This is a genomic window from Oceanobacillus piezotolerans (assembly GCF_003665065.1).
GTDB lineage: Bacteria > Bacillota > Bacilli > Bacillales > Amphibacillaceae > Oceanobacillus > Oceanobacillus piezotolerans.
The window spans coordinates 568,737-593,938 of the sequence record NZ_RCHR01000003.1 but is presented as its reverse complement, the minus strand read 5'-3'; the positions used below and the strand labels follow the sequence as shown (position 1 = coordinate 593,938).

Here is a 25,202-nt window from a genome sequence, read left to right as displayed (position 1 = left end):
AACCTTCACCTCTTTTTATCTTGAGTTGTATATGTAATTTTAGTTGCTGATTAATTAAAATCACCAACGAAAAGGAGGATGTGGATACATCCGATTCCCTTTAGTTGAAGATTTTAAAAGGCATTAGATAGGAGAAGACAAATGTCTTCTCCAATCCAATTAAAGTGATTCTAAGAATGTTTCTAACTCATCAGGTGTAGCAGGAGCTTCTACTTCCCCATTTAGAATTTTCGCTTCCCATTCTTCCACAGCAGAAATAATATCTTCTGTCATCGCTTCTTCATTAGTAGAAGCAATTGTGATAGCATCTTCTTCAATTCCGTATACAAGCTGTTCTCCACCAGGGAATTCACCATTGACTCCTCTGTTGATCACGTCTTGTACCGCAACGTCTACACGTTTAACCATGGAAGTAAGTGTTACATTATGATTACCAATCGCACCTTCATCATATTGGTCACGGTCTACCCCAATTACAAAGATTTCGCGCTCAGGATCGTTTTGTTTCACATCCTTTGCTTGGTTAAATACTCCATTACCAGTACCGCCTGAAGCATGATAAATAATATCTACTCCATTATCATACATATTGGCAGCAATTAATTTCCCTTTAGCAGGATCAGCGAATGATTCTGCATATTGCACATCCACTTCAATATCAGGATTTACCGATTTAACACCAGCAACAAATCCAGATTCAAATTTATCAATTAGTGGAGAGCGCATTCCTCCAACGAAGCCAACTTTGTTTGTATTTGTCTTCATTGCTGCAGCAACCCCCACTAAGAAGGATCCTTGTTCCTCTCTAAATGTAATGCTCGCTGCATTTGGTGCATCTACAATATCGTCTACTAAAGCAAAGTTAGTATCTGGATACTGTTCAGCTGCCGTTTGAAGATCTTCTTTTAATTCAAACCCAATTCCCAGAATAAGGTTATATTCATCACGAACAAAGCGAGTTAGGTTAGGCATATAATCTGCTTTTTCAGTAGATTGAGCATAGTCATAGTTCACACCTTTTTCTAACCCATTCTCTTCTCCCCAAGCTTGGATACCTTCCCAAGAGGATTGGTTAAAAGATTTATCATCAACCCCACCATAATCCGTTACCATTGCAACTTTATAATCCGCAGCATTCCCTGCTTCTGACGTTGTTTCGTCATTCTTTTCGGTATTTGTTTCATTACCTTCTTCTTCTGTAGCACCACCACAAGCTGCTAAGAACAAGCCTAGACCTAAAATGAAAGCAACTAGTAATAGTTTTTTACTTTTCATTTTATTGACCCTCCTCTATGTTGTTTTTGGATTCAATTAAAATAGACTATATAAATCTACTTTAAAAGTTGCTCTGCAAAGAATTCCCACTTCTCAGGAACCTCAACTATTAATGAAATGTGTTATTCACAATTGAATCTATTATACTCTTTTCGCGAAATAGCACAAAATATGTAACTAGTAAAATTCACCTAAGAAAATGGCTATTTTTCCTTTGCAATGGATATATAATATCATTATTAACATAGAAAATAAATAGTTATTTTAAAATTTCTTTTAAAAAAACGAATAAAATCATCAAAAAGTGGCTAAAAGAAACAAAATCTCGAATAAATTCCAATTATAATAGAATAAATTTACGTTATCATTCGGATTTTGGCTTTCACTAGTATTAGACCTATCTCTATGTACACTATAAAACTAAAAGTATATTCCTTGAAACTCCCTAACTTAGGGTTAGAGGGATAACTGAAATAGTAAGCAGGTGTTTCAGAGCATAAGGAAAGACTTATACAGCTTTTAATCGAGGGGTGGCTAGAGGGATCTTAAAACATTTAACATAAGTTAAGAGAAGGCAAATTTGCCTTCTCTTACTTATTAAAGAGATTCTAGATATGAATCTAATTCTTCACCTGTTGTTGGAACCTCAACTTCACCATTTAGGATTTTAGCTTCCCATTCTTCAACAGCAGTAATAATTTCATCTGTCATTGCTTCTTCATTTGTCGTTGCAATGGAAATTCCGTCCTCTTCAATGCCGTAAACTAGCTGTTCTCCTCCTGGGAATTTACCATCTACACCTTGGTTAATCACGTCCTGAACGGCAACGTCCACTCGTTTAACCATCGAAGTAAGGGTTACGTTATGTTCTCCTATTGCTCCTTCATCATGTTGATCGCGGTCTACACCGATAACCCAAATCTCGCTATCGTCATTATTTTGCTTCATGTCTTTCGCTTGGTTAAATACACCATTACCAGTTGCACCAGATGCATGATAAATAATATCTACATTATTATCATACATATTTGCTGCAATTAACTTTCCTTTCGCCGGATCCGCAAACGATTCTGCATATTGAACATCTACTTCAATATCAGGATTTATAGACTTTGCACCCGCAATATAACCGGATTCAAATTTTTTAATAAGTGGTGAATCTACTCCACCGACAAATCCAATCTTATCTGTATTCGTTTTCAAAGCAGCTGCTACACCAACTAAAAAGGAACCTTGTTCTTCTTTAAATGTAATACTTGCTGCATTTGGAGCATCAACTATATCATCTACTAGAGCAAAGTTCGTATCTGGGTATTGCTCAGCAGCAGTTTGCACGTCTTCTTTTAACTCAAATCCTATTCCAAAAATCAGGTTGTATTCATCACGAACGAAACGAGTTAGATTAGGCATGTAATCTGCTTTCTCATTTGATTGAGCATAATCAAATCCAGCCCCTTTTTCTAAGCCATTCTCTTCACCCCATGCTTGAATTCCTTCCCATGAAGATTGGTTAAAAGATTTATCATCGACCCCACCGATATCTGTCACCATCGCTACTTGGTAATCAGATGTGTCTGATGCATCTGAAGCCTCTTCTGAACCAGCTTCCCCGTTTGTATCGCTTTCTGTTGTTGTAGGCTCTTCGGCTTGTCCACAAGCAGCTAAGAATAATCCTAATCCCAAAATCAAAGTAATAAGCCATAAACTGCGGTTGTTCATTTTCACCCTCCTATTTTGTTTTTTGGAATTTTTGGTTTCAAGACTTATTTCTCTAGTCTCTTCCAACCTATTACAAGAAAGAAGCTTGTTTACACACATCCCCCATTTATTCTAAATCAATTGTGTGATTTATCTGTGATGTTGTCGCTTTCTTGCAATAATTTCCAAGATAAATAATACCATGATTAATTGTATTAATAAATAGCAAATGTAAAATTTTCTTAATAAACTGTAATGTAATTATAATAAAAAAACGACAGTCCACGTAAAAATCGGGACTGTCGCTTTCCTTACGACATCTTTTCTTCCTTTGGCTGTGACACAAGGACAGTTCTCGGCTTACTTCCTTCATATGGTCCGACAATACTTCTTGCCTCCATCGCGTCAATGAGCCGAGCTGCTCTCGTATAACCGATCCGAAATCTTCTTTGAAGCATGGAAACACTCGCACTTTGCATTTCTGTGACAAGCTGTACCGCATCTTCAAATAACTCATCATCTACTTCTTCCAACTCTTCCTCATTATCATCTGGTATCATCTCTTCTTGATAAGATGCTTTTTGCTGTTCAATACAGTGGTCAACAATCCGTTCCACTTCCTCGTCGGATAAGAAGGCACCCTGAACTCGTTTAGGTTTTGATGCTCCAACAGGAAGAAACAGCATATCACCTTTTCCTAAGAGCTTCTCCGCTCCACCTGAATCTAGAATTGTTCGTGAATCAGTTTGAGAAGATACACTAAATGCAATCCTTGAAGGTATATTTGCTTTAATGACCCCAGTAATAACATCTACTGATGGACGTTGTGTTGCAATAATCAGATGGATACCTGCTGCTCTTGCCATTTGAGCTAATCTGGTGATAGCATCTTCCACATCACTTGATGCAACCATCATTAAGTCCGCTAACTCATCGACAATGACGACTATATAAGGCAGATGCGGCTGCTCCTCTTCAGAAGATAAATTATACTTTCGAATATACTCATTGTAACCCTCGATATTTCTAGTTCCAGTATCGGAAAACAAATCATATCGTCTTTCCATTTCAGCTACAACCTTTTTTAATGCTCTTGAAGCTTTTTTAGGGTCTGTAACTACTGGAGCAAGTAAATGAGGAATGCCATTGTAGACATTCAGCTCTACCTTTTTCGGGTCTATCATCATTAATTTGACCTCATGTGGTTTTGCTCGCATCAATATTGAAGTAATAATACCATTTACACTCACACTCTTCCCGCTACCTGTAGCGCCTGCAATTAATAAGTGAGGCATTTTGTTCAGTTCTGCTAAGACAGCATCTCCTGAAATATCTCTACCTAGGGCAACTAATAATTTAGAGGACTTATTATTCCATGTACTATCAAGCACCTCTTTTAATGAAACCATTGCAACTTCTTGGTTCGGCACTTCAATACCGACTGCAGACTTACCAGGAATAGGTGCTTCAATACGAAGTTCCTTGGCAGCTAAAGCTAGTGCAAGGTCATCATGCAAGCTTACTATTTTACTAACTTTCACTCCTGGCTCAGGTGATACTTCATATTTAGTAACAGCCGGTCCGACATGTACCTTAGTGATCCGAGCTCTTACACCAAAACTCTTAAACGTACGTTCCAATTTTCGAACCGTTGCTTGTATGTGGGACTTTTCCTGATGTTGTGGATTATGCGCTGGCTCTGCAAGCAGTTCAGGAGAAGGCAATTGATAGTCTGTGTTCTCCGGTTCTGTCATAGGCATGGCATAATCAATGTCTTCTTCTTTTTCTTTAACTTCTCTTTCCTTTATTTCTGGAACCTCTTCATGCTGTAGTTGAGCCCCTTGGTACGCAATATCCGTAAAATCATTAATTACAGGCTCTTCCTCAACACGATGATCCATTGCATCCATTTCAACATCCTGCTGCTCTTTTTCCTCTCTGTTTTTACGATTTTCCTTCCATTTCTCTGTAAGAGATTCAAATGTCTTTTTTCCGTTTTCATAAACTTTTGAGAAAAGTTCTCCCAGTGAAAATTCTGTAGCGAAAACAATACCTGTAATCATAGAAAATACAGCTACAATCTTTGCTCCGACTAAAGAGAACAAATAGTTTGTAAAGGTAAAAAGAAGCGCGCCAATCATTCCCCCACCTGTTTGAGCAGGTGTCCCTTGTCCATTTATATAGGAGAGAAAGTGATCCCAAGTAGATGCAATAATTGAAACCTCTTGCACTAATAATCTCTCAAAAGTTTGTATATGCGTTAAAAGCAAGACACCACCAAAGAAAATATAAAAACCTACCAGCTTTTTATGCCCAAAATTAGGATATCTTCTTTTTATAAGGAGAACGATACCAGTCACAAGTAAAAATACGGAAGCAACAAAATACCAAATCCCCAAGAAGAAGCGGAAAAAGTGCTCTAATCCCCCAGGTATAGCACCATCGCTAATTGCACTAGCACCACTTCCAAAAATAGCTAAAAATACAAATAGTAGTCCCGTTAATTCATATTTTAATAGTTTCTTCTGTTTCGTGCTTTTTCTTTTCTTTCGTTTGACTTTCCTCGCCATTGTTTTCACCTCTCTTGCGTCCTAGCGATTTAGAATAATCAGCTTATGTATGTTATGGATCTAAAGAATAGTAAACCCTTGCCAATGCCTTGACAAGGGTTAGCTAACATTTATCTAATTATATCATAAAGCATTTCATACAGGCTAATAATCATTAACTTGAAACTTACGGGTGTATAGCGGAGTGAGTCAGGGCAGTGATTCGTTTTGGATTCAGCTTCTGCTGCTGGATTAGGATAAAATATTACCTGGTGTAAAGCGTTCCTCTAAAAAATCATATGGATTTGTAGATAACAACTGAACCATTTGATATCCCCCATCACTTGTTCGATCTGCTAACATAAGTCGGCCTTCATGGGTAATACAATGGCGATTTGTATAATCATCACTTGAAGGTGGGAAAATGTCTGATTGTGCTAATGGTGTATACAAAATCATTGAATCACCCGGCTTTCTTCCATCATGCTGCTATTCTGTTCAATTAATTCATTAATCTTCTTCATTGCATCACTAACGCCACCAACTTCATCTATTAATCCGTACTTAACCGCATCCACTCCAATGACATTTGTCCCAATATCCCTTGTTAAATTCCCTTTCGCAAACATTAAATCTTTAAATTTCTCTTCCTTAATGTTGGAATGTTGAATAACAAATTGAATAACTCTTTCCTGCATTTTGTCTAAGTATTCAAATGTTTGAGGAACACCAATAACTAACCCTGTTAATCGAACAGGATGGATGGTCATCGTTGCCGTTGGGACAATAAAGGAATAATTTGTTGAAACCGCAATGGGAACTCCAATCGAATGTCCCCCACCTAAAACAATCGAGACAGTTGGCTTCGATATAGAAGCAATCATTTCGGATAATGCAAGCCCAGCTTCCACATCTCCGCCTACTGTATTTAACAGAATAATAACGCCTTGAATCTTCGGGTTCTGCTCTATTGCAATTAACTGGGGCAGCAAATGTTCATACTTGGTTGTTTTATTTTGTGGCGGAAGCTGAACATGTCCCTCCACTTGTCCAATAATAGATAGTACATGGATGTTCGTATCGGGAGCTTGTGGTACATTCACCTGACCGAGTTGTTGTATCTTTTCAACTAAAGAAGATGAACTAGACTGCTCATCCTTTTTCTCTGGTTCCTTTTCCATCATAACCACTCCTTTACACTTTTTCATTCCTCTTTTAGTATGAACGAAAAAAACAAATCCAATGCGGAAAAAGAAAAGCTGGGAGAAAAGCTTGGGCAGAAAAAGTTTTTATAACAAAGGCGCAAGCGCCCGTTTAGCAACGTACAAACTGCGCCCCACAGGACGTGGGGTGGTTCGACGCGCCACGTGATGTGGCGTTCTTAGTCGAACTTCTCTTACCACAATGTGATAAAGGAAACATCCCCCTTTATGGGGTACGCCGACGTTGGCGAAAGCCGGTTTTAGTCGGCGCAACCTATGACTTGATTAATGAAGTTCAACTATGTTGAACGTTATCGTAGTGGAGGAGTGTGAAGTTTGGGACTGCGCAATGCTCGTCCCACCAAAAGATCTGCTAGTTGCTGGGCGCTGGAGCCGGACGTGGCTTTTCTTCATGATAAGAAATATCCACAGGTCGTTCATTTTATAATTTCCTAGACAAAAAAACCGGCTTATTTCAGCCGGTCCCTTTTAGAATATTGAATAATGACTCTTTTTCTTCCTTTGTTAGTTCTACTAATGGTAAACGTACACCACCGACATCTATCCCAAAGATTTCTAAAGCAGTTTTAACTGGCGCTGGGGATGGCTGTGAAAAAAGAGCTTGGAAGATTGGAAGTTGATCACGATGAATCGCCGCTGCTTCTGTAACATTACCATTTATATAAAGATCAATCATCTTTTTTATTTCATTCCCGATAATATGTGATGCAACAGATACCACACCATGCACGCCAATGGATAGAAGAGGCAAGGTCAGATTATCATTCCCACTATATACAGAGAATTGCTGATCTACCTTTTTCAGGATTTCTGCTACTTGATCTAAATTCTTTCCTGCTTCTTTAAGCGATACAATATTATCTATCTGGCTTAGCTTGACTACGGTGTCTACTTCCAAATTGACAACAGATCGCCCTGGAATATTATATAACATAATAGGAAGATTCGTTTCCTTAGCAATTGCCTTAAAGTGTTCATACAATCCCTGTTGACTGGGCTTATTATAATATGGTGCAACAAGTAACACACCATCCATCCCCAATCTCTCTGCTTCCTTTGTTAAAAGAATGGAGGATTTAGTTGAATTGTCACCTGTACCTGCAAGTATCGGTACCCTATTATCTACAACCTTTTGAACATGTTCAAATAACTTTAGCTTTTCTTCCAATAAAAGGGTTGGCGACTCCCCTGTCGTACCAGATACCACCAGGCCATCCGTGCCGTTCGCTAATAAATGTTCAATTAATTCTGTCGTCTTATTATAATCAACGAATCCATCCTTATCAAATGGTGTTACCATAGCTGTTATCACTCGACCAAAATCCATTTGATTCACCTTCTTAAAATAGATTCCAAAAACATAAAAATGAAGCAAGTAATTATATTATTGTTCTAAACAAAACACATCATGTAGGGCATTAACTGCTGCCTCAATATCTTTCTCGTAAACAAGAACCCATATAGTCGTATAGCTGTCTGCAGATTGTAATATTTGAATCCCTTTATCTGTCAACGCTTGCACGATTTTAGAGGCTACACCTGGAACACCCGACATTCCTGCCCCCACCGTTGATATTTTGGCGCAATTTTCGGTTTTTTCCGGGTGAAAACCTAATGATTCTAAAACTCTCACCGCTTTATCAGCAACTAAATCGGGAACTGTATAAATAACACCGGTGGGCGAGATATTGATAAAGTCTACTGATATCCCAGACTCAGCCATCGCCTTAAATATGTCAGATTGCGTTCGATAAGCAGCTTCTTTTGTCTGTACTTTAAGTTGGCTGATAGATGTTAAATGAGCGATTCCTGTTACAATTCTATCTTTTATATCTGTCCCTTCTTCAGTCCGGGAAGAAGTAACTAATGTACCAAGCTCCTTTGAACAAGTAGAACGCACTCGCATCGGAATTCTAGCCTGCATGGCAATTTCTACTGCTCTTGGATGGACCACTTTTGCACCTTGATATGCTAAATTGCAGATTTCTGTGTACGTAACAACTTCTAACGACTTTGCTGTTTTAACCAGCTTAGGATCAGCTGTCATAATTCCATTAACATCTGTGAAAATATCGATATACTCTGATTGGAGTGCTGCACCTAAAGCCGCTGCAGTTGTATCACTGCCTCCACGTCCAATGGTAGTGATCTCGCCTTTTATTGTCTGTCCTTGAAATCCTGCTACCACCACTACATCATGTTGCTGTAATTCATATAATATCCTGGTTGGATTTATTGTCTTGATTTTAGCTTGAGTAAAATCATCTGTAGTAATTAAGCCCGCCTGTGGACCGGTTAGCGTTGTTGCTTTAATATGATTTTTTTGAAGCTCATTGGATAGTACCACTGCTGAGATAATTTCACCGCAGGACATGAGGAGATCTAATTCTCGATTTGAATTGTTGTTGGAGGGGAAGTGAACTAAGTTAAGGAGTGAATCTGTTGCATATGGATCAGGACTTCTACCTAACGCTGACACAACAACAACTAGTTTATAATCCTTTAGTAAGGCATTTTCAATATGTTTAATAACATGCTTTCTGTACTCCTCCGATTGGACAGAAGTACCACCAAATTTCTGAACTAATAACCGCAATTCTAACACCTCTGTTATTATCACCTTGTATAAGAGATTCAAAACAACTGGGTAAAAAAGATGGTTATTATCTTTTTTACCCAATTAAAATCAACAGTTATAACCAGTTATTGCGGATTAATGCTTGTGCAATTTGAACTGTATTCCAGGCAGCACCCTTTAACAGATTATCGGAAACGATCCATAAATGAAATCCTTTATCATTATCTAAATCTTTTCTAATTCTTCCAACAAACACTTCCTCTTTATTAGCGGCACTTAATGGAGTTGGATACACTTGATTCGAGGGATCATCCTGTAATTCAATCCCATCAAAGCCCGCTAATTCAGCTTGAATATCCTGAACCGTTACACCTTCCTTTTCCACTTCAATATACACACTCTCGGCGTGAGAAGTGAAGAATGGAAGACGAACACAAGTTGCAGCTACTGGTAATTCTGGTAAGTGCATGATTTTCTTCGTTTCATTTATCATTTTCATTTCTTCAAAGGTATATCCATTCTCCTGGAACACATCAATTTGCGGCAATGCATTAAAAGCAATTGGATAGTGTTTCTTATCCCCTTTAACTGGTAATAAATTTGCTTCCATTTCTTGTTTATTCAAATACTGCTTGGATTGTTCCTCTAATTCAATAACAGCATTTGCACCTGCACCAGAAACAGCTTGATAAGTAGAAACGATAACACGACCTAATCCATATTTATCAAGGATAGGTTTTAATGCAACCACCATTTGAATCGTAGAACAATTCGGGTTTGCAATAATTCCGTTATGTTTTTGAATATCCTCTGGGTTGACCTCTGGTACAACCAATGGTACATTCTCATCCATACGAAAAGCACTAGTATTATCAACAACTACCGCACCGCGCTTGACAGCTTCTGGCGCTAACTCTTTAGAAATAGAGCCACCTGCCGAGAATAATGCAATATCGATTCCTTCAAAGCTTTCCGGTGTTGCTTCCTCTACCGTAACAGATTGTCCCTTAAAGGATAATGTCTTACCTGCCGAACGCTTGGAGGATAACAATTTTAATGTATCTACTGGAAGATTCTTATCCTCTAATAGTTTTACTATTTTTCCTCCTACTGCTCCTGTTGCACCTACTACTGCTATATTAACTGTTTGTTTAGTCGACATGTCTATTACTCCTTCCAAAATAGTATCAATTATCTCTTAATTTGTTATTCTATCATAGTTTTACGTAAAAGGTACGATAACTGGCTGAATTTGTTTCCCGTTAATTGCATTTTCTACGGTATCTTCCAAGTAGTCAAGCTTTGCTACTAGTGAATTAGGCTTACTTTTAGGATTATCCTGCCCGAAAGGAATAAAATAAATATGTTTACTGTTCAGCAATTTCATTAGATTCATTCCATTCATTCCTAATGCGTCATTCGTAGTTATCCCCAATACGACAGGATTTTGATTACGAATAGTGGACTTAGCAGCCATTAGCACAGGATTATCCGTAATACCATTAGCAAATTTAGCCATAGAATTACCAGTCATTGGAGCAATAACCATACAATCCAATGGAGTGTCAGGTCCAAATGGCTCCGCTTCAGGCATGGTTTTAGTTACCTTCTTTCCGGTTAGTTCCTCCAATTTCCTTACATGATCTTCCGCTTTTCCAAACTTCGTATCTGTTGTTAGAACCGTAAACGAAACCATTGGGAATATTTCCACTTGCTTGCTCATCAAATTCTCAATTATTGGAAATACATGCTGGAACGTATGATGGGATCCGGTTAAACCGAATCCTATCCGTTTTCCCGCGAGTGTCATTCCTCATTCCCCCTATCATTAAGAATCTGTGTAATCACATCCGCGAGTATTTTCCCCGCTGTTCGTGGGGCTACGATGCTCGGAAGGCTGCCTGTCAGAATCGCTTTAATACCACGCTTCTCTGCAAAGTCAAAGTCTGTGCCGCCTGGTTTAGATGCTAAATCAATAATAATTGCATTAGGTGGAAACTCTGCAATTACCCTCTTATCTACGACGAGAGCCGGAACTGTATTAATAAGAATATCACAACTACCAGTATGTTCATGAAGCTTCTCTATAGGAATAGGTGTTAATCCCATTTCTGTAATTCGAGCTAGTTCCTTTATCGAATTTGCACTAACGGATACTTTTGCCCCTAAGGCTTGAAATTTATTAGCTACAGTATGACCGACTCTGCCAAATCCTGTAACAATAATATTGGACGAATGAATCGTATAATCAGTGTGCTCAATGGCCATCATAATGGCCCCTTCTGCAGTTGGTATGGAATTATAGATGGCAACATCATCTCTGTCCATTAAAGGAATAATTTGAAGGCGTTCCTGCTTTGCCCTCTCGTTTAAGTATTCATTTGTAATCCCTGTAAATAGAATCGTATTTTTATTTAATTGTTGAAACCAAGATTCTGTAAGTTTAATTTCCTGATCAGAAAATACGGCTTCTACTCTTCCGTCACTATCCGTACCGGTTATTGGCATAATGATGACATCTAATGTTTGAAGCTCCAGATCATGGAAATCGACCTGTTTTAACCCTGTGAACCCTTGCTCTAATTTGTCAAATCCCACTAATATGATCGTTGTTTCAGGCAGCATTTGTAATTGTCTAATTAATTCTAGATATCTTGCATCGCCACCAATGACAGCAATTAATCGATCCATTATTGTTTAACCCTCCAGACATACTGCTCGTAATCAAACTGTTCCATATAGCTTATGTCTTAGACTCCTGTTAGTGATTAAAAAAAGAAAGCCCAGGCTAAAATCTTTTCAGCAATAAGCTCTTTATCATACCTCCTGTTAATTCGGATCCTGCGTAGTTGATAGAAAATGTTGATTAACTTAATTCAAAATAGTGGGTAACACCGCTACAGAAATACACTACGCTTTCCGCGGGCGCTGCTGAGCCTCCTCGTGCTAACGCACTGCGGGGTCTCAGCTAGGCTTTTTATCCCGCAGGAGTCTCCGTGTATTTCCTCCGCTAAGATGCGCTATTAATCTTTAAACAATGCATAGAGGAAACACCTCCGTATTATATAAAGTGATTGGAGCGGAGGGCAGTCGACTCCTGCGGGAAAAGCAACAGCCGAAGACCCCGCAGGAAGTGGTTTTCTTCCGAGGAGGCTGAGGCGTTGCCCGCGGAAAGCGTACTGCCCGCAGCGGAAATCACCCGCGCATATTTACAGTGTGTTTCCTGGGTAATGCACTATCTAATGAATTAAATTAGTTCGTAGTCTATCTATTTCTCGTACTAAAGACCACTTTTAAAAATCGGCATTAAAAAAGCTTCAGCTATCCTTTTACTAAGGATGCTGAAGCATTTATAAGATGTACATTAGAGAAACTGATCAGATTCTACCATTATCATATCTTCGCCTATTTTCTTTATGGAATTCCAGCGAATTTTCAATTCAGTTCCTTCTTTTTTTAATCCAAACCATTTGTAATTAGGAATGATAAAAGCATCAATTTGACCGGTTCTCTCATCGATTTCCAAATCTGTCTGTCCTAAGATTCCCAACCTTGTACCTTCATTTAAATTGACAATTTCTTTACCGCTTATTTCTTTGAACCGCATATGCATACGCCCCTATATATGGTATTACAACATATATATTCAAGTTCATTATTAGTATGCTTACGATTTCTTTGGTGCAATGATTGCAGTTGACGCTGGTTGTCCGAAAGTGGATTCAATGACTCTTTGAATCGATTCATGTGTTACCGCATCAATTTCAGAAATTAACTCATCTAATGTTCTATGTTTTTTTAATAGTAACTCATTTTTCCCGTTGCGGCTCATTCTGCTGTTCGAGCTTTCTAAACCTAATAATAAGCTTCCTTTAAGTTGCTCTTTACTATTATGCAGTTCTTTATCTGATAAGCCTTTCTTCACTAGGTTATCTACCGTTTGATTAATTGTATCCATTAATAAAGGTAATTGTTCTTTTCCAGTACCGGCATATATAGTTAGAAGTCCATTATCTAAGAATGAAGAGTGATAAGAGAAGACTGAATACGCTAGTCCACGTTTTTCTCTTACATCCTGGAATAAACGTGAGCTCATACTGCCGCCAAGCACATTATTCATAACTACTAAGCTATACGTATTTTTATCCCCTACAGGAAGTCCATTATACCCTAAACAAAGATGAGCCTGTTCTGTTTCTTTATTACGCTCTACTGTATTTGCTAAGAAATCGGGCTTGCCAATGCTTTGGGCAGTTTGTTTAGATTGATAAGTACCAAAACGAGAATCAATCTCTTTAAGGAAAGCTTCATCTACATTCCCAGCAATGGATAGAACAACATTATCTGGAATATAGCTTTCTTTTATATAATTCCTTAAATCATCTGGTGTAAAGGATTTCAAATGCTCCTCTGTACCTAGGATTGGATATCCTAATGGATGATCTCCATATGAGGCCCTCGCTAACAAATCATGTACAATATCATCTGGAGTGTCCTCATACATTTTTATCTCTTCATAAACAACCTTTTTCTCGCGCTCCATCTCTTCTTCATCAAATGCAGAATCGAAGAACATATCTGCCAGAATCTCTAAAGCATATTCTTTATGGGTATCCAATACTTTAGCATAATAGCACGTATACTCTTTGGACGTAAATGCATTGATTTGTCCACCAATCGCATCAAATGCTTCGGCAATTTCTTGCGCAGACCTCGTTTTCGTTCCTTTAAAAAACATGTGCTCTAAGAAGTGTGAAATTCCATTGTTCTTGTCTGTCTCATTTCTGGAACCGGTTAATACCCAAATCCCGATAGTTACTGACCTTACTGTAGGAATATTTTCTAATACTACCCGTACACCATTTTTACATGTATGTCTTTGAATCATGATTCTTCCTCCTAACTATAGAACAACGCTTGCTATGTTACCTTTCTTCACTTAATAATTTGTCTATTGTTCCGATTCGGTAACCGCTATCTTTTAAAATTTGAATTAACTCATCCAAACCATTTGCGATCACTTCAGTTGGATGCATTAAAATTGTTGCCCCGTTGTGAACTTTATCATTTACCCGGTCTATCATAACATTAATAGAGGGATTCTTCCAATCAATTGTATCAACTGTCCAGAGTATAGTTTCCATATCTAAATGGTGTGCGGTTTGAACAACTTGGTCATTAAAACTTCCGCTTGGAGGAGCAAACCATTTTGGCTTTTCTCCTGTTATTGCAGATAAAATATCATTTGTTTGTGTTATTTGCTCCATTATATTTTGATTTGATATTCTTGCCATGTCAGGATGATTATATGCATGATTGCCAATCACATGTCCTTGCTCCTTAATCATCATCACTAACTCCGCATTTTCCTTTGCCCATTTACCCTCAATAAAAAAGCTTGCTTTAACTTTATGCTCATTTAATATCTTTAAGATATCCGGAATATATTCTGTCCCCCAAGAAACATTGATTAATAATGCGACCATTTCTTTTTCTGGATGACCACGATATATTGGAGCAGCTGGAAGGTCACTCATTTTTATATCTGGTGCTACCTGTTTAAATTCAAGCAATGCGGCATCAAATGTTTTTTGCTCTTTCATATTTTCATATGATTTTTCCAAATCCACTTCTAACCCATTTCGACCAGGCGTTTTTTTCCAAATCTTATCAATATAAGCATCCTGGGGAAGCTCTTCAAATTCTTTCTTTTTACTCTCTATCTCCTGATATAATGCATCTTCCCGTTTTACTGCTTCTGACAAAGTAGCAGTTACCTTTTGATCCACCATGAATGGATAGTATTCCATTTGAAATGAAATGGATACGATTATTATAAATACTAGGATATTTACGTATTTTTGATAATGCTTCACACCTACCCCTCCTCCTGACCATTTTATGCAGGAGATGGACAAGGTATGATTGTCGGCTTACAGATTAAAGAACTGCTGCCCTAGGTAACTTGGTTGAAATTAGAGCTCGCAGTTTTATCTTTTTATGGCCTTTTAATCAATTAAAATGGCCATAAAAAAAGAAACTGCATTTACAGCTTCTTTCTCTTGCAGTATTCTATTACTGCTTTGCCTTTTCAGCCTTTTCCTTTTCTTCAAGTAATACTGCTTTTCTAGAAAGATTCACTCTGCCTTGTTTATCAATTTCTTTCACTTTTACTAGAATTTGATCTCCAATAGAGACTACATCTTCCACTTTATTCGTGCGTTCCTCTGCTAACTCAGAAATATGAACTAAACCATCTTTTCCTTTAAAGATTTCCACAAACGCACCAAATTTCTCAATACGTTTTACTGTACCTAAGTACATTTGGCCAACCTCTACCTCGCGAACAATATCTTCAATTATTTGTTTTGCTTTCTTGTTCATTTCGGTATCGGTAGATGAAATAAAGATGCTGCCATCTTGCTCGATGTCAATTTTAACACCAGTTTCATCAATAATTTGATTGATTTGTTTTCCACTTGGCCCAATAACATCGCGAATCTTGTCAGGCTTAATCGACATGGTCAAGATTTTCGGCGCATAATTAGATAGGTCTTCTCTAGGCTTATCGATGGTTTGCAACATGGAATCGAGAATTTGCATACGCCCGCTTTTTGCTTGTGTTAATGCTTCTTCTAAAATTTCTCTTGATAAACCATCAATCTTAATATCCATTTGAAGTGCAGTTACTCCTTTTTCTGTACCTGCCACTTTAAAGTCCATATCTCCTAAAGCGTCTTCCATACCTTGAATATCAGTAAGAATGGTGTAATGCTCACCTGATTTAACAAGTCCCATTGCAATACCTGCAACCGGTGCTTTAATAGGGACCCCAGCATCCATCATGGCTAAAGTACTTGCACAAATACTCGCCTGAGATGTAGAACCATTAGACTCTAATACTTCTGATACTAAACGGATCGTATATGGAAAATCTTTCTCAGATGGGATAACTTGTTCAAGTGCACGCTCACCTAAGGCTCCATGTCCAATTTCACGACGGCCAGGTCCTCTAATCGGCCCAGTTTCCCCAACACTAAATTGCGGGAAGTTGTAATGATGCATAAAGCGTTTAGATTCTTCTAAATCTAATCCATCAAGAATTTGAACATCACCTAAGGCTCCTAATGTACATACACTTAATGCTTGGGTTTGTCCACGAGTAAATAAACCAGAACCATGTGTTCTAGGCAACACACTAACACGTGAAGATAATGGACGAATCTCATCAATTTTTCTTCCGTCTGGACGAACTTTCTCGACAGTAATTAATCTTCTTACTTCCGCTTTCACCATTTTATCTAAAATGGTTTTAACTTGATTAATCACTTCAGGCTCTTCTTCTTCATATCCTGCTAAGACGCCATCTTTAACTTCTTTTATCGCATCTTCTCTGGCATGCTTTTCCTTTACTTGAATTGCAGCAATCAATTTATCTTTTGCTTCCGATTCTACTTTCTCTTCTAACTCTGCATCAACTTCAAATAATTTTACTTCCATTTTTTCTACATGAAGTGCATTGATAATTTCTTCCTGGAATGCAACCAAACGTTTTATTTCTTCACGCCCAAACATAATTGCTTCTAACATCGTTTCTTCAGGAACTTCCTCTGCGCCTGCCTCTACCATGTTAATCGCGTCTTTTGTACCAGCAACAGTCAGTTCAATATCACTTTTCTCATGCTGCTCGACAGTCGGATTAATAATAAATTCTCCATCAACTCGTCCTACATGCACACCTGCAATTGGTTGTTCAAAAGGAATGTCGGAAGTACTTAATGCGATAGATGAACCAATCATTGCTGCAATCTCTGATGAGCAATCCTGATCCACACTCATTACCATACTAATAACTTGTACTTCATTACGGAATCCATCTGGAAACATTGGTCGAATTGGACGGTCAATTAAACGAGAAGATAAAATCGCTTTTTCACTTGGTCGTCCTTCACGCTTAATAAATCCTCCAGGTATTTTACCTACAGCATATAATCTTTCTTCATAGTTAACAGTTAGAGGAAAGAACGGTAAATCTTTCGGCTCTTTTGATGCAGTTGCAACAGCGAGTACGGATGTATCACCATAATGCACCATACAAGCACCATTAGCTTGCTTTGCTAGTTCTCCAACTTCAACTGTAAATTTCTTCCCAGAGATTTCGGTGGAGAATACTTGTTTTTCGTCTGCCATTCGATATAGTGCTCCTTTCATTACTACATTATCTCTATTTTATATTTTCTATAGTGAAACTTCAATCCATGATAATTATTTCTGCAGATTATTTAAACGAGAAGCTATGTAGCAGACAGCTTTTACGTGGTTTACGGAATACTGTAATCTGTCTGGTTATCTCTCGTTATATGTACAAAATATGTAGATAATAGAAGAAGCAGGATTTCTCCTGCTTCTTAAAAATTATCGACGTAAACCTAGTCGTTTAATTAATTCACGGTAACGTGTAACATCTTTGTTACGTAGGTAGTTAAGTAGATTACGACGTTTACCAACCATTTTTAATAATCCACGACGGGAATGGTGATCTTTTTTGTGAACACGTAAATGTTCGTTTAGAGCATTGATTTCTTCTGTAAGTACAGCGATTTGTACCTCAGGAGATCCCGTATCAGTTTCGTGAACTTTGTACTCGTTGATAAGTTCATTTTTACGTTCTTGTGTAATAGCCATGTTCGTACACCTCCTAAAAATATATCTATAGCCCCAATCCCCTAGCAAACGTCGGAGTTACGATTTGCCAAGCGACGGTTTTACGTTTACAAGCATAACGCTTTTTCCGTGAAATTGCAAGTAAATAGTTAAGATTTACCGGAGAAAAAAGCACGAATGTTCTTCTCATCCAAAGCCATTTGGTCAATTAAGGATTGTGCCGATGCAAATTTCTCCTCTTCTCGGATATATTTATGCCATTCTACAATTAATTCTTCCCCATATAAGTCATTATTATAATCAAATAAATTAACTTCTACAGATAAATCCGTTCTCTCTGCTGTAAAAGTTGGATTCGTTCCAATATTGGCCATCCCCTCGTATACTTCATTCTTATACAAGGCTTTTACAGCATAAACTCCTGGTTTAGGAATAATTGCAATTGGATTCACTTTAATGTTAGCTGTAGGGTATCCAAGCTCTCTTCCTCTCTGATCACCTTTAATCACAATTCCATCAATCCTAAAAGGTCGACCAAGCAGGACATTTGCTTCGTCAACAAATCCGGTATTTAAAAGATTTCTGATTCTTGTTGAGCTTACCTTTTCCTGACCATACATTACTTTTGGAATGGTAGAGTGTGTAAATTCTCTCCTTGTGTATTCCTCTATGTTTGTCATATTGCCATTACCTTTATAACCAAAGGTGTAATCGAAACCTGCTATAAGGTGCTTAATGTTTAATCCAATAATAAAGTGATCAATAAACTCCTGTGGGGAAAGCTGAGATAATTCTTGGTTGAAAGTAATAATATAGAGCCTGTCCACTCCTAATTTTTGCAAGATTTCCTGTTTTTCTTTCATAGGAGTAATATATTTTACACTTGGATGATCCTTACGCAGTACAACAGATGGATGCGGATGAAAGGATATCACCGCACTTTCCACGTCTCTTGTTTTTGCTTCTTGAATTGCAGCATTAATTACTTGTTGATGCCCAATATGTATACCATCAAAAAAGCCAATTGCTGCCACTGTTTTTGGAATGTCCTCCAGATTTAAGGAATGAGGGTATGTTAACTCAAACGTCCTCATAATCAGTCACCTGCTCTTTCTCTCACTCACTAAAAACACGGATAGGTTTTATTTGTTCTTCGTCTTCAGGGTGGATTTGATAGATTGCTATTACTCGTTGTTGTTCATCTATGATAACAAATGGATCATTAGACATGATTTCCTGTGGTCTTGTCAGTTTCTGTCCGTTTAATACTCTTCTCTTTATCATGTTGTCAACTTGCCAGAACCCCAAATGATCTAACCCTTTTATCATAGGAGACAACAATTCTTCCTGCTTATTTTTCTCTACTGCATCTTCTATCATATCAAATGTTATCGCATTTTTCTCTGTAAATGAACCAGTTTCCGTTCTAACCAAATGTGACATGTGTGCAGGATACCCTAGTTTCTTTCCTATATCTACACAAAGGGTTCTAATATAAGTTCCTTTTGAACAAATCACTCGAAACCGAAATGACGTATTCACCTTTGATAATCGCTCTATTTCATAAACAACAATTTCCCGAACAGGTCGTTCCACTTTTTTATTCTCTCTTGCATACTCGTATAATTTCTTACCGTTAACCTTAACCGCTGAATACATAGGAGGAATTTGCTTGGTAGTACCTAAAAATGATTGTAATACATCATCAACCTCTTCCTCTGTGGGGATACGGTCTATTTTCATTTCCTCTATCACTTCACCGGTGGCATCCTCTGTATCTGTGGATAACCCTAATTGAACCGTTGCAATATAGGTTTTTCTAGTGTCTGTTAAAAAGGGGACAATCTTGGTTGCTTGACCAATACAAATAGGCAGCATTCCTTCCACTTCTGGATCAAGTGTCCCAGTGTGACCGACCTTCTTTGTTTTATACCATTTTCGAATCTTCATCACACAATCATGAGATGTATAACCTTTTGGCTTCCATAATGGCAGAATACCATTCAATATTAATCACTCCTATGTAAAGCATGGAAAAATCTGACTCGTTCTTAAGAAGAGAGAGTCAGATTTTTTTTGATTATTTATTTAAGTCACGTATTAAAGATTCAATACGATTACCGTACGCAAAAGCCTCATCAAATTCAAACGTAAGTTCAGGTGTTTTTCTTAATCGAATTCGCTTGCCTATCTCAGAACGAATAAACCCTTTCGCTTTCGCTAAGCCTAATAAAGTATCCTGTTTCTGCTTCTCATCACCTAAAACAGAAATATATACTTTTGCTTGTTGCAGATCACCTGTAACATCAACATCTGTAACCGTAACGAAACCTACTCTTGGGTCTTTAATTTTCCGTGTGAGAATTTCACCCAATTCTTTTTTCATTTGCTCAGCTACACGATTTGCACGTAATTCAGCCATGTTTTCACCTCGTTTAGATACCTTCAGAAATTAAGCTTGTTCATCTGCGCTCGACTTCTGTAATGGTACGCTCAAGCTCAGGGAATGTATCAATAACACGCAAAACCTCTTGCATAACTTGCTCTGCATGAGAATAACTTGTTGAAACGGTCGCAATTCCAAACTTGGTTCGCTGCCAAACGTCATGATGGTCAAGCTCAGTAATTGCGATATTGAAATCATTCTTAAGCTTTGCCATTACCCGCTTGATTATAGAACGCTTCTGCTTAAGTGAACTGCCTTCGTACATGATACATTCTACCTCAGCATAAACAATCATTTACGTTCTATTTCCTCCATTACAAATGCCTCGATGACATCTCCAACCTTAATATCATTAAAGTTACTTATTGTTATTCCACATTCGTAATTTTGTGCCACTTCTTTTACATCGTCTTTAAAACGTTTTAAGGTATCAATTTCACCTTCATAAAGGACCACACCATCACGAATCAGTCTCACACCAGCATCACGTGTAAGTTTACCATCTGTTACATAGCTTCCTGCAATGGTACCAACTTTAGAAACCTTGAATGTTTCACGTACTTCTGCTTGCCCGATAACTTTCTCTTCAAATTCTGGATCAAGCATGCCTTTCATCGCAGATTCAATCTCTTCAATTGCACTATAGATGACGCGATGTAAACGAATGTCTACTTTTTCACGTTCTGCTGCATTCTTAGCGTTAGCATCTGGACGTACATTAAACCCAATAATAATAGCGTTAGAAGCAGATGCTAATATAATGTCAGATTCTGTAATTGCACCAGCGCCAGAGTGAATGATATTAATTTTAACACCTTCAACATCAATTTTTTGAAGAGAAGATGCTAAAGCTTCTGTAGATCCTTGAACATCAGCTTTAATAATAATATTCAATTCTTTCATTTCCCCTTGTTTGATTTGTTCAAACAAATCATCAAGGCTTACCTTAACATGCTCTGTACGATTTTCTGCAATGGCTTTTTGTTGACGAGCTTCACCCACCTGACGAGCTTTCTTTTCGTCTTTGAATACTAAGAATTGATCACCAGCCTGAGGGACATCATGCAAACCTGTAATCTCTACAGGAGTAGAAGGACCAGCTTCCGTAACGCGCTCGCCGATATCATTAATCATCGCACGCACACGTCCAAAAGTACTTCCTACAACAATGGAATCTCCAACACGAAGGGTCCCATTCTGTACAAGTAAGGTAGCAACACTACCCTTTCCTTTATCTAATTGTGCTTCGATAACAGAACCGAATGCATTGGCATTTGGATTTGCTTTTAGTTCTTCCACTTCAGCTACTAGAAGTATCATTTCTAGTAAATCATCAATTCCCTCATTTTTAAGAGCGGATAGGTTAACAAAAATAGTACTTCCACCCCAGTCTTCTGGAATGAGCTCATGTTCTGTTAATTCCTGCATAACACGATCAGGATTTGCAGTTTCCTTGTCCACCTTATTTACTGCAACGATAATTGGAACTTCAGCAGCTTTTGCATGATTAATAGCTTCAACTGTTTGTGGCATAACACCATCATCAGCAGCTACCACAAGAATCGCAATATCCGTAACTTGTGCACCTCGAGAACGCATGCTTGTAAACGCCGCGTGACCAGGAGTATCTAAGAACGTTATTTTCTTGTCTTCTACTTCTACTTGATATGCCCCGATATGCTGTGTAATTCCCCCAGCTTCTGCTGCAGTAACTTTTGTATGACGGATAGAGTCAAGCAAAGTAGTTTTACCATGGTCAACGTGACCCATAATAGTAACAACGGCAGGTCTTTCAATGAGACTTCCTTCATCATCTTCAATAACGTATTTATCTAAATCTGTATCCTCTAGTATGATTTCTTTTTCTACTTCTACATCATATTCACTGCAAATTAATTCGACTGCATCATCATCCAAATCCTGATTTTTTGTAGCCATTACACCAAGAAACATTAATTTCTTGATAAGTTCTGCCGGCTCTTTATTCAGTTTTTCTGCAAGGCCGCTTACAGTTAATGTGTCGCTATAAGTAATTTTTTTAGGGGTTTCTTTTACAACAGGCTTTTGCTGTACTTGAGAATCCCTTCCTTTTTTAGGCCCTTTATTTTTCTTATTCTTATTATTACTCTGATGATGATTTGTTTTTTGTTGGTTTTGTGGTTTACCAGGTTTCTTCTTCACTGGAGCTTTCGAAGAATTGTTTGGTTTTGCACCATTCGAATTCTCTTTCTCTGCCGCTTGCTTTGGTTTAAATTTTTCATCCAATTTTTGTACTGTATCAGCAGAAATAGTAGACATATGGTTGGATACTTCTACATTTACTTTTTTTAAATAGTCTATAACATCTTTACTGGTTGTATTATTTTCTTTTGCATATTCATATACACGCATTTTACTCATACGTTCACCCCCGAAATTAATTAACCGATTAACGACATAATTTTCTTTGCAAATCCACGATCGAGTATTGCTACTGCCACCCTTTGTGACTTTCCTAATGCATTTGCTAATGTTTCCCGGTCATCTACAATTAGGTAAGGCACTTTATAATATTTGCATTTGTCTGTCAATCGCTTCATGGTCTGTGGACCTGTGTCACTCGCTATAAGTACTAGCTTTGCTTGTTGCCTTTGAATATCTTTAAGTATGGTTTCTTCCCCAAGCGAACACTTTCTAGCACGGTATGCCAAACCTATCATATTCAAATAGTTTTTATTCATGTTTATTAGACCTTACCAATTCTTTTAGTTCTTCATATATAGAAGCATCCACTTCAGCATTTAAATGTCTATTTAATTCATTTGACTTCTCAGCCTGTTCAATAACATCTAAGCTTCTGGAAAGATAAGCACCTCGTCCGTTTTTCTTGCCGGTTTCGTCAACGAAGACTTCTCCCTCTTTATTACGAACGATCCGAATCAACTCTTTTTTTGGCTTCATTTCATTTGTAATAATGCATTTTCGTTCTGGCGTTTTTCTTTTCTTCACCTTTATCGTTCCTCCTTATTCAAACAAGTCTTCACTTTCGTCAGAATAAGTTTCCTCTGTTTCTCCTAATAAGCCTTCTTCTTTTGCATCAGATTCACTCTTAATGTCTATCTTCCACCCTGTTAGCTTAGCAGCAAGTCGAGCATTTTGACCACGTTTTCCAATAGCAAGGGACAGTTGATAATCAGGAACAATAACTGTGGTTGCTTTATCTTCTTCATTCACTAGCACTTCTGTAACCTTAGAAGGACTAAGTGCATTCGAAACATAAACCTTAGGATCCTCAGACCATTCCACGATATCAATCTTTTCCCCTTTTAATTCATTGACAATCGCTTGTACTCGCTGACCTTTTTGACCAACACATGAACCAACTGCATCAACCTCTGGATCTTGTGCATGTACGGAGATTTTAGAACGATCTCCAGCTTCTCTAGCAACAGACTTAATTTCGACAGTTCCATCGTAAATTTCTGGAACTTCCATTTCGAATAGGCGTTTTAATAAACCTGGATGTGAGCGCGAAATAAAAATTTGTGGTCCTTTACTAGTATTTTCTACTTTTGTTACATACACTTTAATTCGATCGTGAATCAAATATTCTTCTGTTGGCATTTGTTCAGATTCAGCCAGCTTTGCTTCTATTTTACCTAAATTAACATACACAAAGCGGGAATCCTTTCGTTGAATAATACCTGTCATGACATCATCTTCACGGTCAATATATTCAGAGAAGATTACTCCACGTTCCGCTTCTCTCACACGCTGTGTTACGACTTGCTTAGCTGCTTGAGCCGCAATTCTTCCAAAATCCTTTGGTGTGACTTCAACTTCAATAATATCATCCACCTCGTGGTTCGGATCAGAAAGTCTAGCTTCTTCGAGAGAAACTTCTTGTTGTGAATCTTCCACTTCTTCTACTACTGTCTTTCTAGAATAAACACTCATCTTTCCAGTTACTTCATTCAGTTCCACCCTTACATTGGATGCGGATTTGAAATTCTTCTTGTATGCTGATATCAGAGCAGCTTCCAGAGCTTCAAGTAATACTTCTTTTTCAATTCCTTTTTCTTTCGATAAAAACTCAATTGCTTCGAACAATTGACTGCTCAATTTCCTTCTCCCCCTTTAAAAAACTACAGCAAGCCTAGCTTTTGCTATTTTATCAAATGGTATTTCAACCGTTTTCTTACGAGTTTTCACTTTATATTCCAATGTCACGATATCATTACTGAAGTCTTTCATGATGCCTTCATATTCCTTCTCATTGTCAATTGGCTCATATAATTTGATATATACATTTTGAGTTACATTCTTTTCAAAATCTGCTTTTGTCTTTAACGGTCTTTCGACACCTGGTGATGATACCTCAAGAAAATATGGATCCTTAATAGGGTCTTTCTCATCTAGTTTTTCACTCAGCTGCTCGGAAACTTCTCCACACTCTGCTATATCTATTCCACCTGGTTTATCAATATAGACACGCAGAAAATAGTTTTTCCCTTCTTTAACATATTCTATATCTACTAGTTCTAATTGCTTTTTCTCTAGAATAGGCAGAACTAATTCCTCCGTTGTTTTGGTAACTTGAGAACTCACATAAATCCTCCTTTTTCGTTTCAAACTTGTTGTTAGAATTTGTCTATTACTTATTATGAACCAAGGTATGAAAACTATCTATTCAATATAAAACCCCTGCCGAAAGTCGTGGCAAGGGAGAAGTTTAACAAGAAGAATAGAAGTTATGAAGAAAGAGTGGGCTGTTCACCCACTCTCCTGAA

At 37.8% G+C, this 25,202-nt stretch carries 24 protein-coding genes; all 24 read right to left on the bottom strand.

The features are described 5' to 3' along the window. Positions 1 to 159: 159 nt before the first annotated feature. The 24 genes from D8M04_RS10985 to rimP all read right to left on the bottom strand — a co-directional run bounded on the left by D8M04_RS10985 (position 160) and on the right by rimP (position 25,020). Entirely contained in the window at positions 160 to 1,275 is a 1,116-nt protein-coding gene (locus D8M04_RS10985) for a BMP family lipoprotein (RefSeq protein ID WP_121522958.1), read from the bottom strand. Between the two features lie 597 nt (positions 1,276 to 1,872). After that, positions 1,873 to 2,994: a BMP family lipoprotein gene (locus tag D8M04_RS10980; RefSeq protein WP_121522957.1), complete on the bottom strand. Its 1,122-nt coding sequence runs from the start codon at positions 2,992 to 2,994 to the stop codon at positions 1,873 to 1,875. 290 nt (positions 2,995 to 3,284) lie between these two features. After that, positions 3,285 to 5,543, bottom strand: coding sequence for an FtsK/SpoIIIE family DNA translocase (locus D8M04_RS10975; RefSeq protein WP_121522956.1), 2,259 nt, complete (start codon positions 5,541 to 5,543; stop codon positions 3,285 to 3,287). 231 nt (positions 5,544 to 5,774) lie between these two features. Next, the gene (locus D8M04_RS10970) at positions 5,775 to 5,981 is read right to left on the bottom strand and encodes a YlzJ-like family protein (protein WP_121522955.1); all 207 of its coding nucleotides are present in this window, start codon (positions 5,979 to 5,981) and stop codon (positions 5,775 to 5,777) included. Then, a complete protein-coding gene (locus D8M04_RS10965; protein WP_121522954.1) occupies positions 5,978 to 6,730 on the bottom strand; it encodes a ClpP family protease in 753 nt (250 codons plus the stop codon). The genes D8M04_RS10970 and D8M04_RS10965 overlap by 4 nt, the downstream gene beginning before the upstream one ends. A gap of 469 nt (positions 6,731 to 7,199) precedes the next feature. Next, complete coding sequence (gene dapA, locus D8M04_RS10960) at positions 7,200 to 8,072, bottom strand: 4-hydroxy-tetrahydrodipicolinate synthase (protein ID WP_121522953.1); 873 nt, start codon at positions 8,070 to 8,072, stop codon at positions 7,200 to 7,202. A 57-nt stretch (positions 8,073 to 8,129) separates the two neighbouring features. After that, a complete protein-coding gene (dapG, locus tag D8M04_RS10955; RefSeq protein WP_121523154.1) occupies positions 8,130 to 9,341 on the bottom strand; it encodes an aspartate kinase in 1,212 nt (403 codons plus the stop codon). 97 nt (positions 9,342 to 9,438) lie between these two features. Next, positions 9,439 to 10,485: an aspartate-semialdehyde dehydrogenase gene (gene asd / locus D8M04_RS10950; RefSeq protein WP_121522952.1), complete on the bottom strand. Its 1,047-nt coding sequence runs from the start codon at positions 10,483 to 10,485 to the stop codon at positions 9,439 to 9,441. A gap of 60 nt (positions 10,486 to 10,545) precedes the next feature. Then, complete coding sequence (gene dpaB / locus D8M04_RS10945; RefSeq protein ID WP_121522951.1) at positions 10,546 to 11,133, bottom strand: dipicolinate synthase subunit B; 588 nt, start codon at positions 11,131 to 11,133, stop codon at positions 10,546 to 10,548. Beyond that, positions 11,130 to 12,014 (bottom strand): dipicolinic acid synthetase subunit A, encoded by an 885-nt coding sequence (gene dpaA / locus D8M04_RS10940; protein WP_121522950.1) that lies wholly within the window; start codon positions 12,012 to 12,014, stop codon positions 11,130 to 11,132. The genes dpaB and dpaA overlap by 4 nt, the downstream gene beginning before the upstream one ends. A gap of 673 nt (positions 12,015 to 12,687) precedes the next feature. Beyond that, a complete protein-coding gene (locus D8M04_RS10935) occupies positions 12,688 to 12,930 on the bottom strand; it encodes a YlmC/YmxH family sporulation protein (RefSeq protein ID WP_121522949.1) in 243 nt (80 codons plus the stop codon). Positions 12,931 to 12,990: 60 nt separating this feature from the next. After that, the gene (locus D8M04_RS10930; protein ID WP_121522948.1) at positions 12,991 to 14,211 is read right to left on the bottom strand and encodes a M16 family metallopeptidase; all 1,221 of its coding nucleotides are present in this window, start codon (positions 14,209 to 14,211) and stop codon (positions 12,991 to 12,993) included. Between the two features lie 37 nt (positions 14,212 to 14,248). Further along, entirely contained in the window at positions 14,249 to 15,199 is a 951-nt protein-coding gene (locus tag D8M04_RS10925; protein WP_121522947.1) for a polysaccharide deacetylase family protein, read from the bottom strand. 199 nt (positions 15,200 to 15,398) lie between these two features. Then, on the bottom strand, positions 15,399 to 17,513 hold the full coding sequence (locus tag D8M04_RS10920) for a polyribonucleotide nucleotidyltransferase (protein ID WP_121522946.1): 2,115 nt from the start codon (positions 17,511 to 17,513) through the stop codon (positions 15,399 to 15,401). 225 nt (positions 17,514 to 17,738) lie between these two features. Then, positions 17,739 to 18,008 (bottom strand): 30S ribosomal protein S15, encoded by a 270-nt coding sequence (gene rpsO / locus D8M04_RS10915; protein WP_121522945.1) that lies wholly within the window; start codon positions 18,006 to 18,008, stop codon positions 17,739 to 17,741. Positions 18,009 to 18,136: 128 nt separating this feature from the next. Continuing rightward, entirely contained in the window at positions 18,137 to 19,081 is a 945-nt protein-coding gene (locus D8M04_RS10910; protein ID WP_121522944.1) for a bifunctional riboflavin kinase/FAD synthetase, read from the bottom strand. 22 nt (positions 19,082 to 19,103) lie between these two features. After that, positions 19,104 to 19,994 (bottom strand): tRNA pseudouridine(55) synthase TruB, encoded by an 891-nt coding sequence (gene truB, locus D8M04_RS10905; RefSeq protein WP_121522943.1) that lies wholly within the window; start codon positions 19,992 to 19,994, stop codon positions 19,104 to 19,106. A 73-nt stretch (positions 19,995 to 20,067) separates the two neighbouring features. Further along, positions 20,068 to 20,409, bottom strand: coding sequence for a 30S ribosome-binding factor RbfA (gene rbfA, locus D8M04_RS10900; RefSeq protein WP_121522942.1), 342 nt, complete (start codon positions 20,407 to 20,409; stop codon positions 20,068 to 20,070). Between the two features lie 40 nt (positions 20,410 to 20,449). Continuing rightward, a complete protein-coding gene (locus tag D8M04_RS10895; protein WP_121522941.1) occupies positions 20,450 to 20,728 on the bottom strand; it encodes a DUF503 domain-containing protein in 279 nt (92 codons plus the stop codon). Continuing rightward, positions 20,725 to 22,833 carry a translation initiation factor IF-2 gene (gene infB, locus D8M04_RS10890; protein WP_121522940.1) on the bottom strand — a complete coding sequence of 703 codons (2,109 nt, stop codon included), beginning with the start codon at positions 22,831 to 22,833 and terminating at the stop codon, positions 20,725 to 20,727. The genes D8M04_RS10895 and infB overlap by 4 nt, the downstream gene beginning before the upstream one ends. A 20-nt stretch (positions 22,834 to 22,853) precedes the next feature. Then, complete coding sequence (locus tag D8M04_RS10885; RefSeq protein WP_121522939.1) at positions 22,854 to 23,153, bottom strand: YlxQ family RNA-binding protein; 300 nt, start codon at positions 23,151 to 23,153, stop codon at positions 22,854 to 22,856. After that, positions 23,146 to 23,427, bottom strand: a complete 282-nt coding sequence (gene rnpM, locus D8M04_RS10880) for an RNase P modulator RnpM (protein WP_121522938.1) — start codon at positions 23,425 to 23,427, stop codon at positions 23,146 to 23,148. Before rnpM ends, D8M04_RS10885 begins: the two co-directional genes overlap by 8 nt. Positions 23,428 to 23,436: 9 nt before the next feature. Beyond that, entirely contained in the window at positions 23,437 to 24,534 is a 1,098-nt protein-coding gene (gene nusA / locus D8M04_RS10875; protein WP_121522937.1) for a transcription termination factor NusA, read from the bottom strand. A gap of 15 nt (positions 24,535 to 24,549) precedes the next feature. Next, complete coding sequence (rimP, locus tag D8M04_RS10870; protein ID WP_121522936.1) at positions 24,550 to 25,020, bottom strand: ribosome maturation factor RimP; 471 nt, start codon at positions 25,018 to 25,020, stop codon at positions 24,550 to 24,552. Between the last annotated feature and the right edge of the window lie 182 nt (positions 25,021 to 25,202).

Coding starts and splice junctions, on each gene's coding strand:
- D8M04_RS10985 (WP_121522958.1), bottom strand. CDS start 1,275: ATGAAAAGTAAAAAACTATTACTAGTTGCTTTCATTTTAGGTCTAGGC.
- D8M04_RS10980 (WP_121522957.1), bottom strand. CDS start 2,994: ATGAACAACCGCAGTTTATGGCTTATTACTTTGATTTTGGGATTAGGA.
- D8M04_RS10975 (WP_121522956.1), bottom strand. CDS start 5,543: ATGGCGAGGAAAGTCAAACGAAAGAAAAGAAAAAGCACGAAACAGAAG.
- D8M04_RS10970 (WP_121522955.1), bottom strand. CDS start 5,981: ATGATTTTGTATACACCATTAGCACAATCAGACATTTTCCCACCTTCA.
- D8M04_RS10965 (WP_121522954.1), bottom strand. CDS start 6,730: ATGAAAAAGTGTAAAGGAGTGGTTATGATGGAAAAGGAACCAGAGAAA.
- dapA (WP_121522953.1), bottom strand. CDS start 8,072: ATGGATTTTGGTCGAGTGATAACAGCTATGGTAACACCATTTGATAAG.
- asd (WP_121522952.1), bottom strand. CDS start 10,485: ATGTCGACTAAACAAACAGTTAATATAGCAGTAGTAGGTGCAACAGGA.
- dpaB (WP_121522951.1), bottom strand. CDS start 11,133: ATGACACTCGCGGGAAAACGGATAGGATTCGGTTTAACCGGATCCCAT.
- dpaA (WP_121522950.1), bottom strand. CDS start 12,014: ATGGATCGATTAATTGCTGTCATTGGTGGCGATGCAAGATATCTAGAA.
- D8M04_RS10935 (WP_121522949.1), bottom strand. CDS start 12,930: ATGCGGTTCAAAGAAATAAGCGGTAAAGAAATTGTCAATTTAAATGAA.
- D8M04_RS10930 (WP_121522948.1), bottom strand. CDS start 14,211: ATGATTCAAAGACATACATGTAAAAATGGTGTACGGGTAGTATTAGAA.
- D8M04_RS10920 (WP_121522946.1), bottom strand. CDS start 17,513: ATGGCAGACGAAAAACAAGTATTCTCCACCGAAATCTCTGGGAAGAAA.
- rpsO (WP_121522945.1), bottom strand. CDS start 18,008: ATGGCTATTACACAAGAACGTAAAAATGAACTTATCAACGAGTACAAA.
- D8M04_RS10910 (WP_121522944.1), bottom strand. CDS start 19,081: ATGAGGACGTTTGAGTTAACATACCCTCATTCCTTAAATCTGGAGGAC.
- rbfA (WP_121522942.1), bottom strand. CDS start 20,409: ATGGCTGAATTACGTGCAAATCGTGTAGCTGAGCAAATGAAAAAAGAA.
- D8M04_RS10895 (WP_121522941.1), bottom strand. CDS start 20,728: ATGATTGTTTATGCTGAGGTAGAATGTATCATGTACGAAGGCAGTTCA.
- infB (WP_121522940.1), bottom strand. CDS start 22,833: ATGAGTAAAATGCGTGTATATGAATATGCAAAAGAAAATAATACAACC.
- D8M04_RS10885 (WP_121522939.1), bottom strand. CDS start 23,153: ATGAATAAAAACTATTTGAATATGATAGGTTTGGCATACCGTGCTAGA.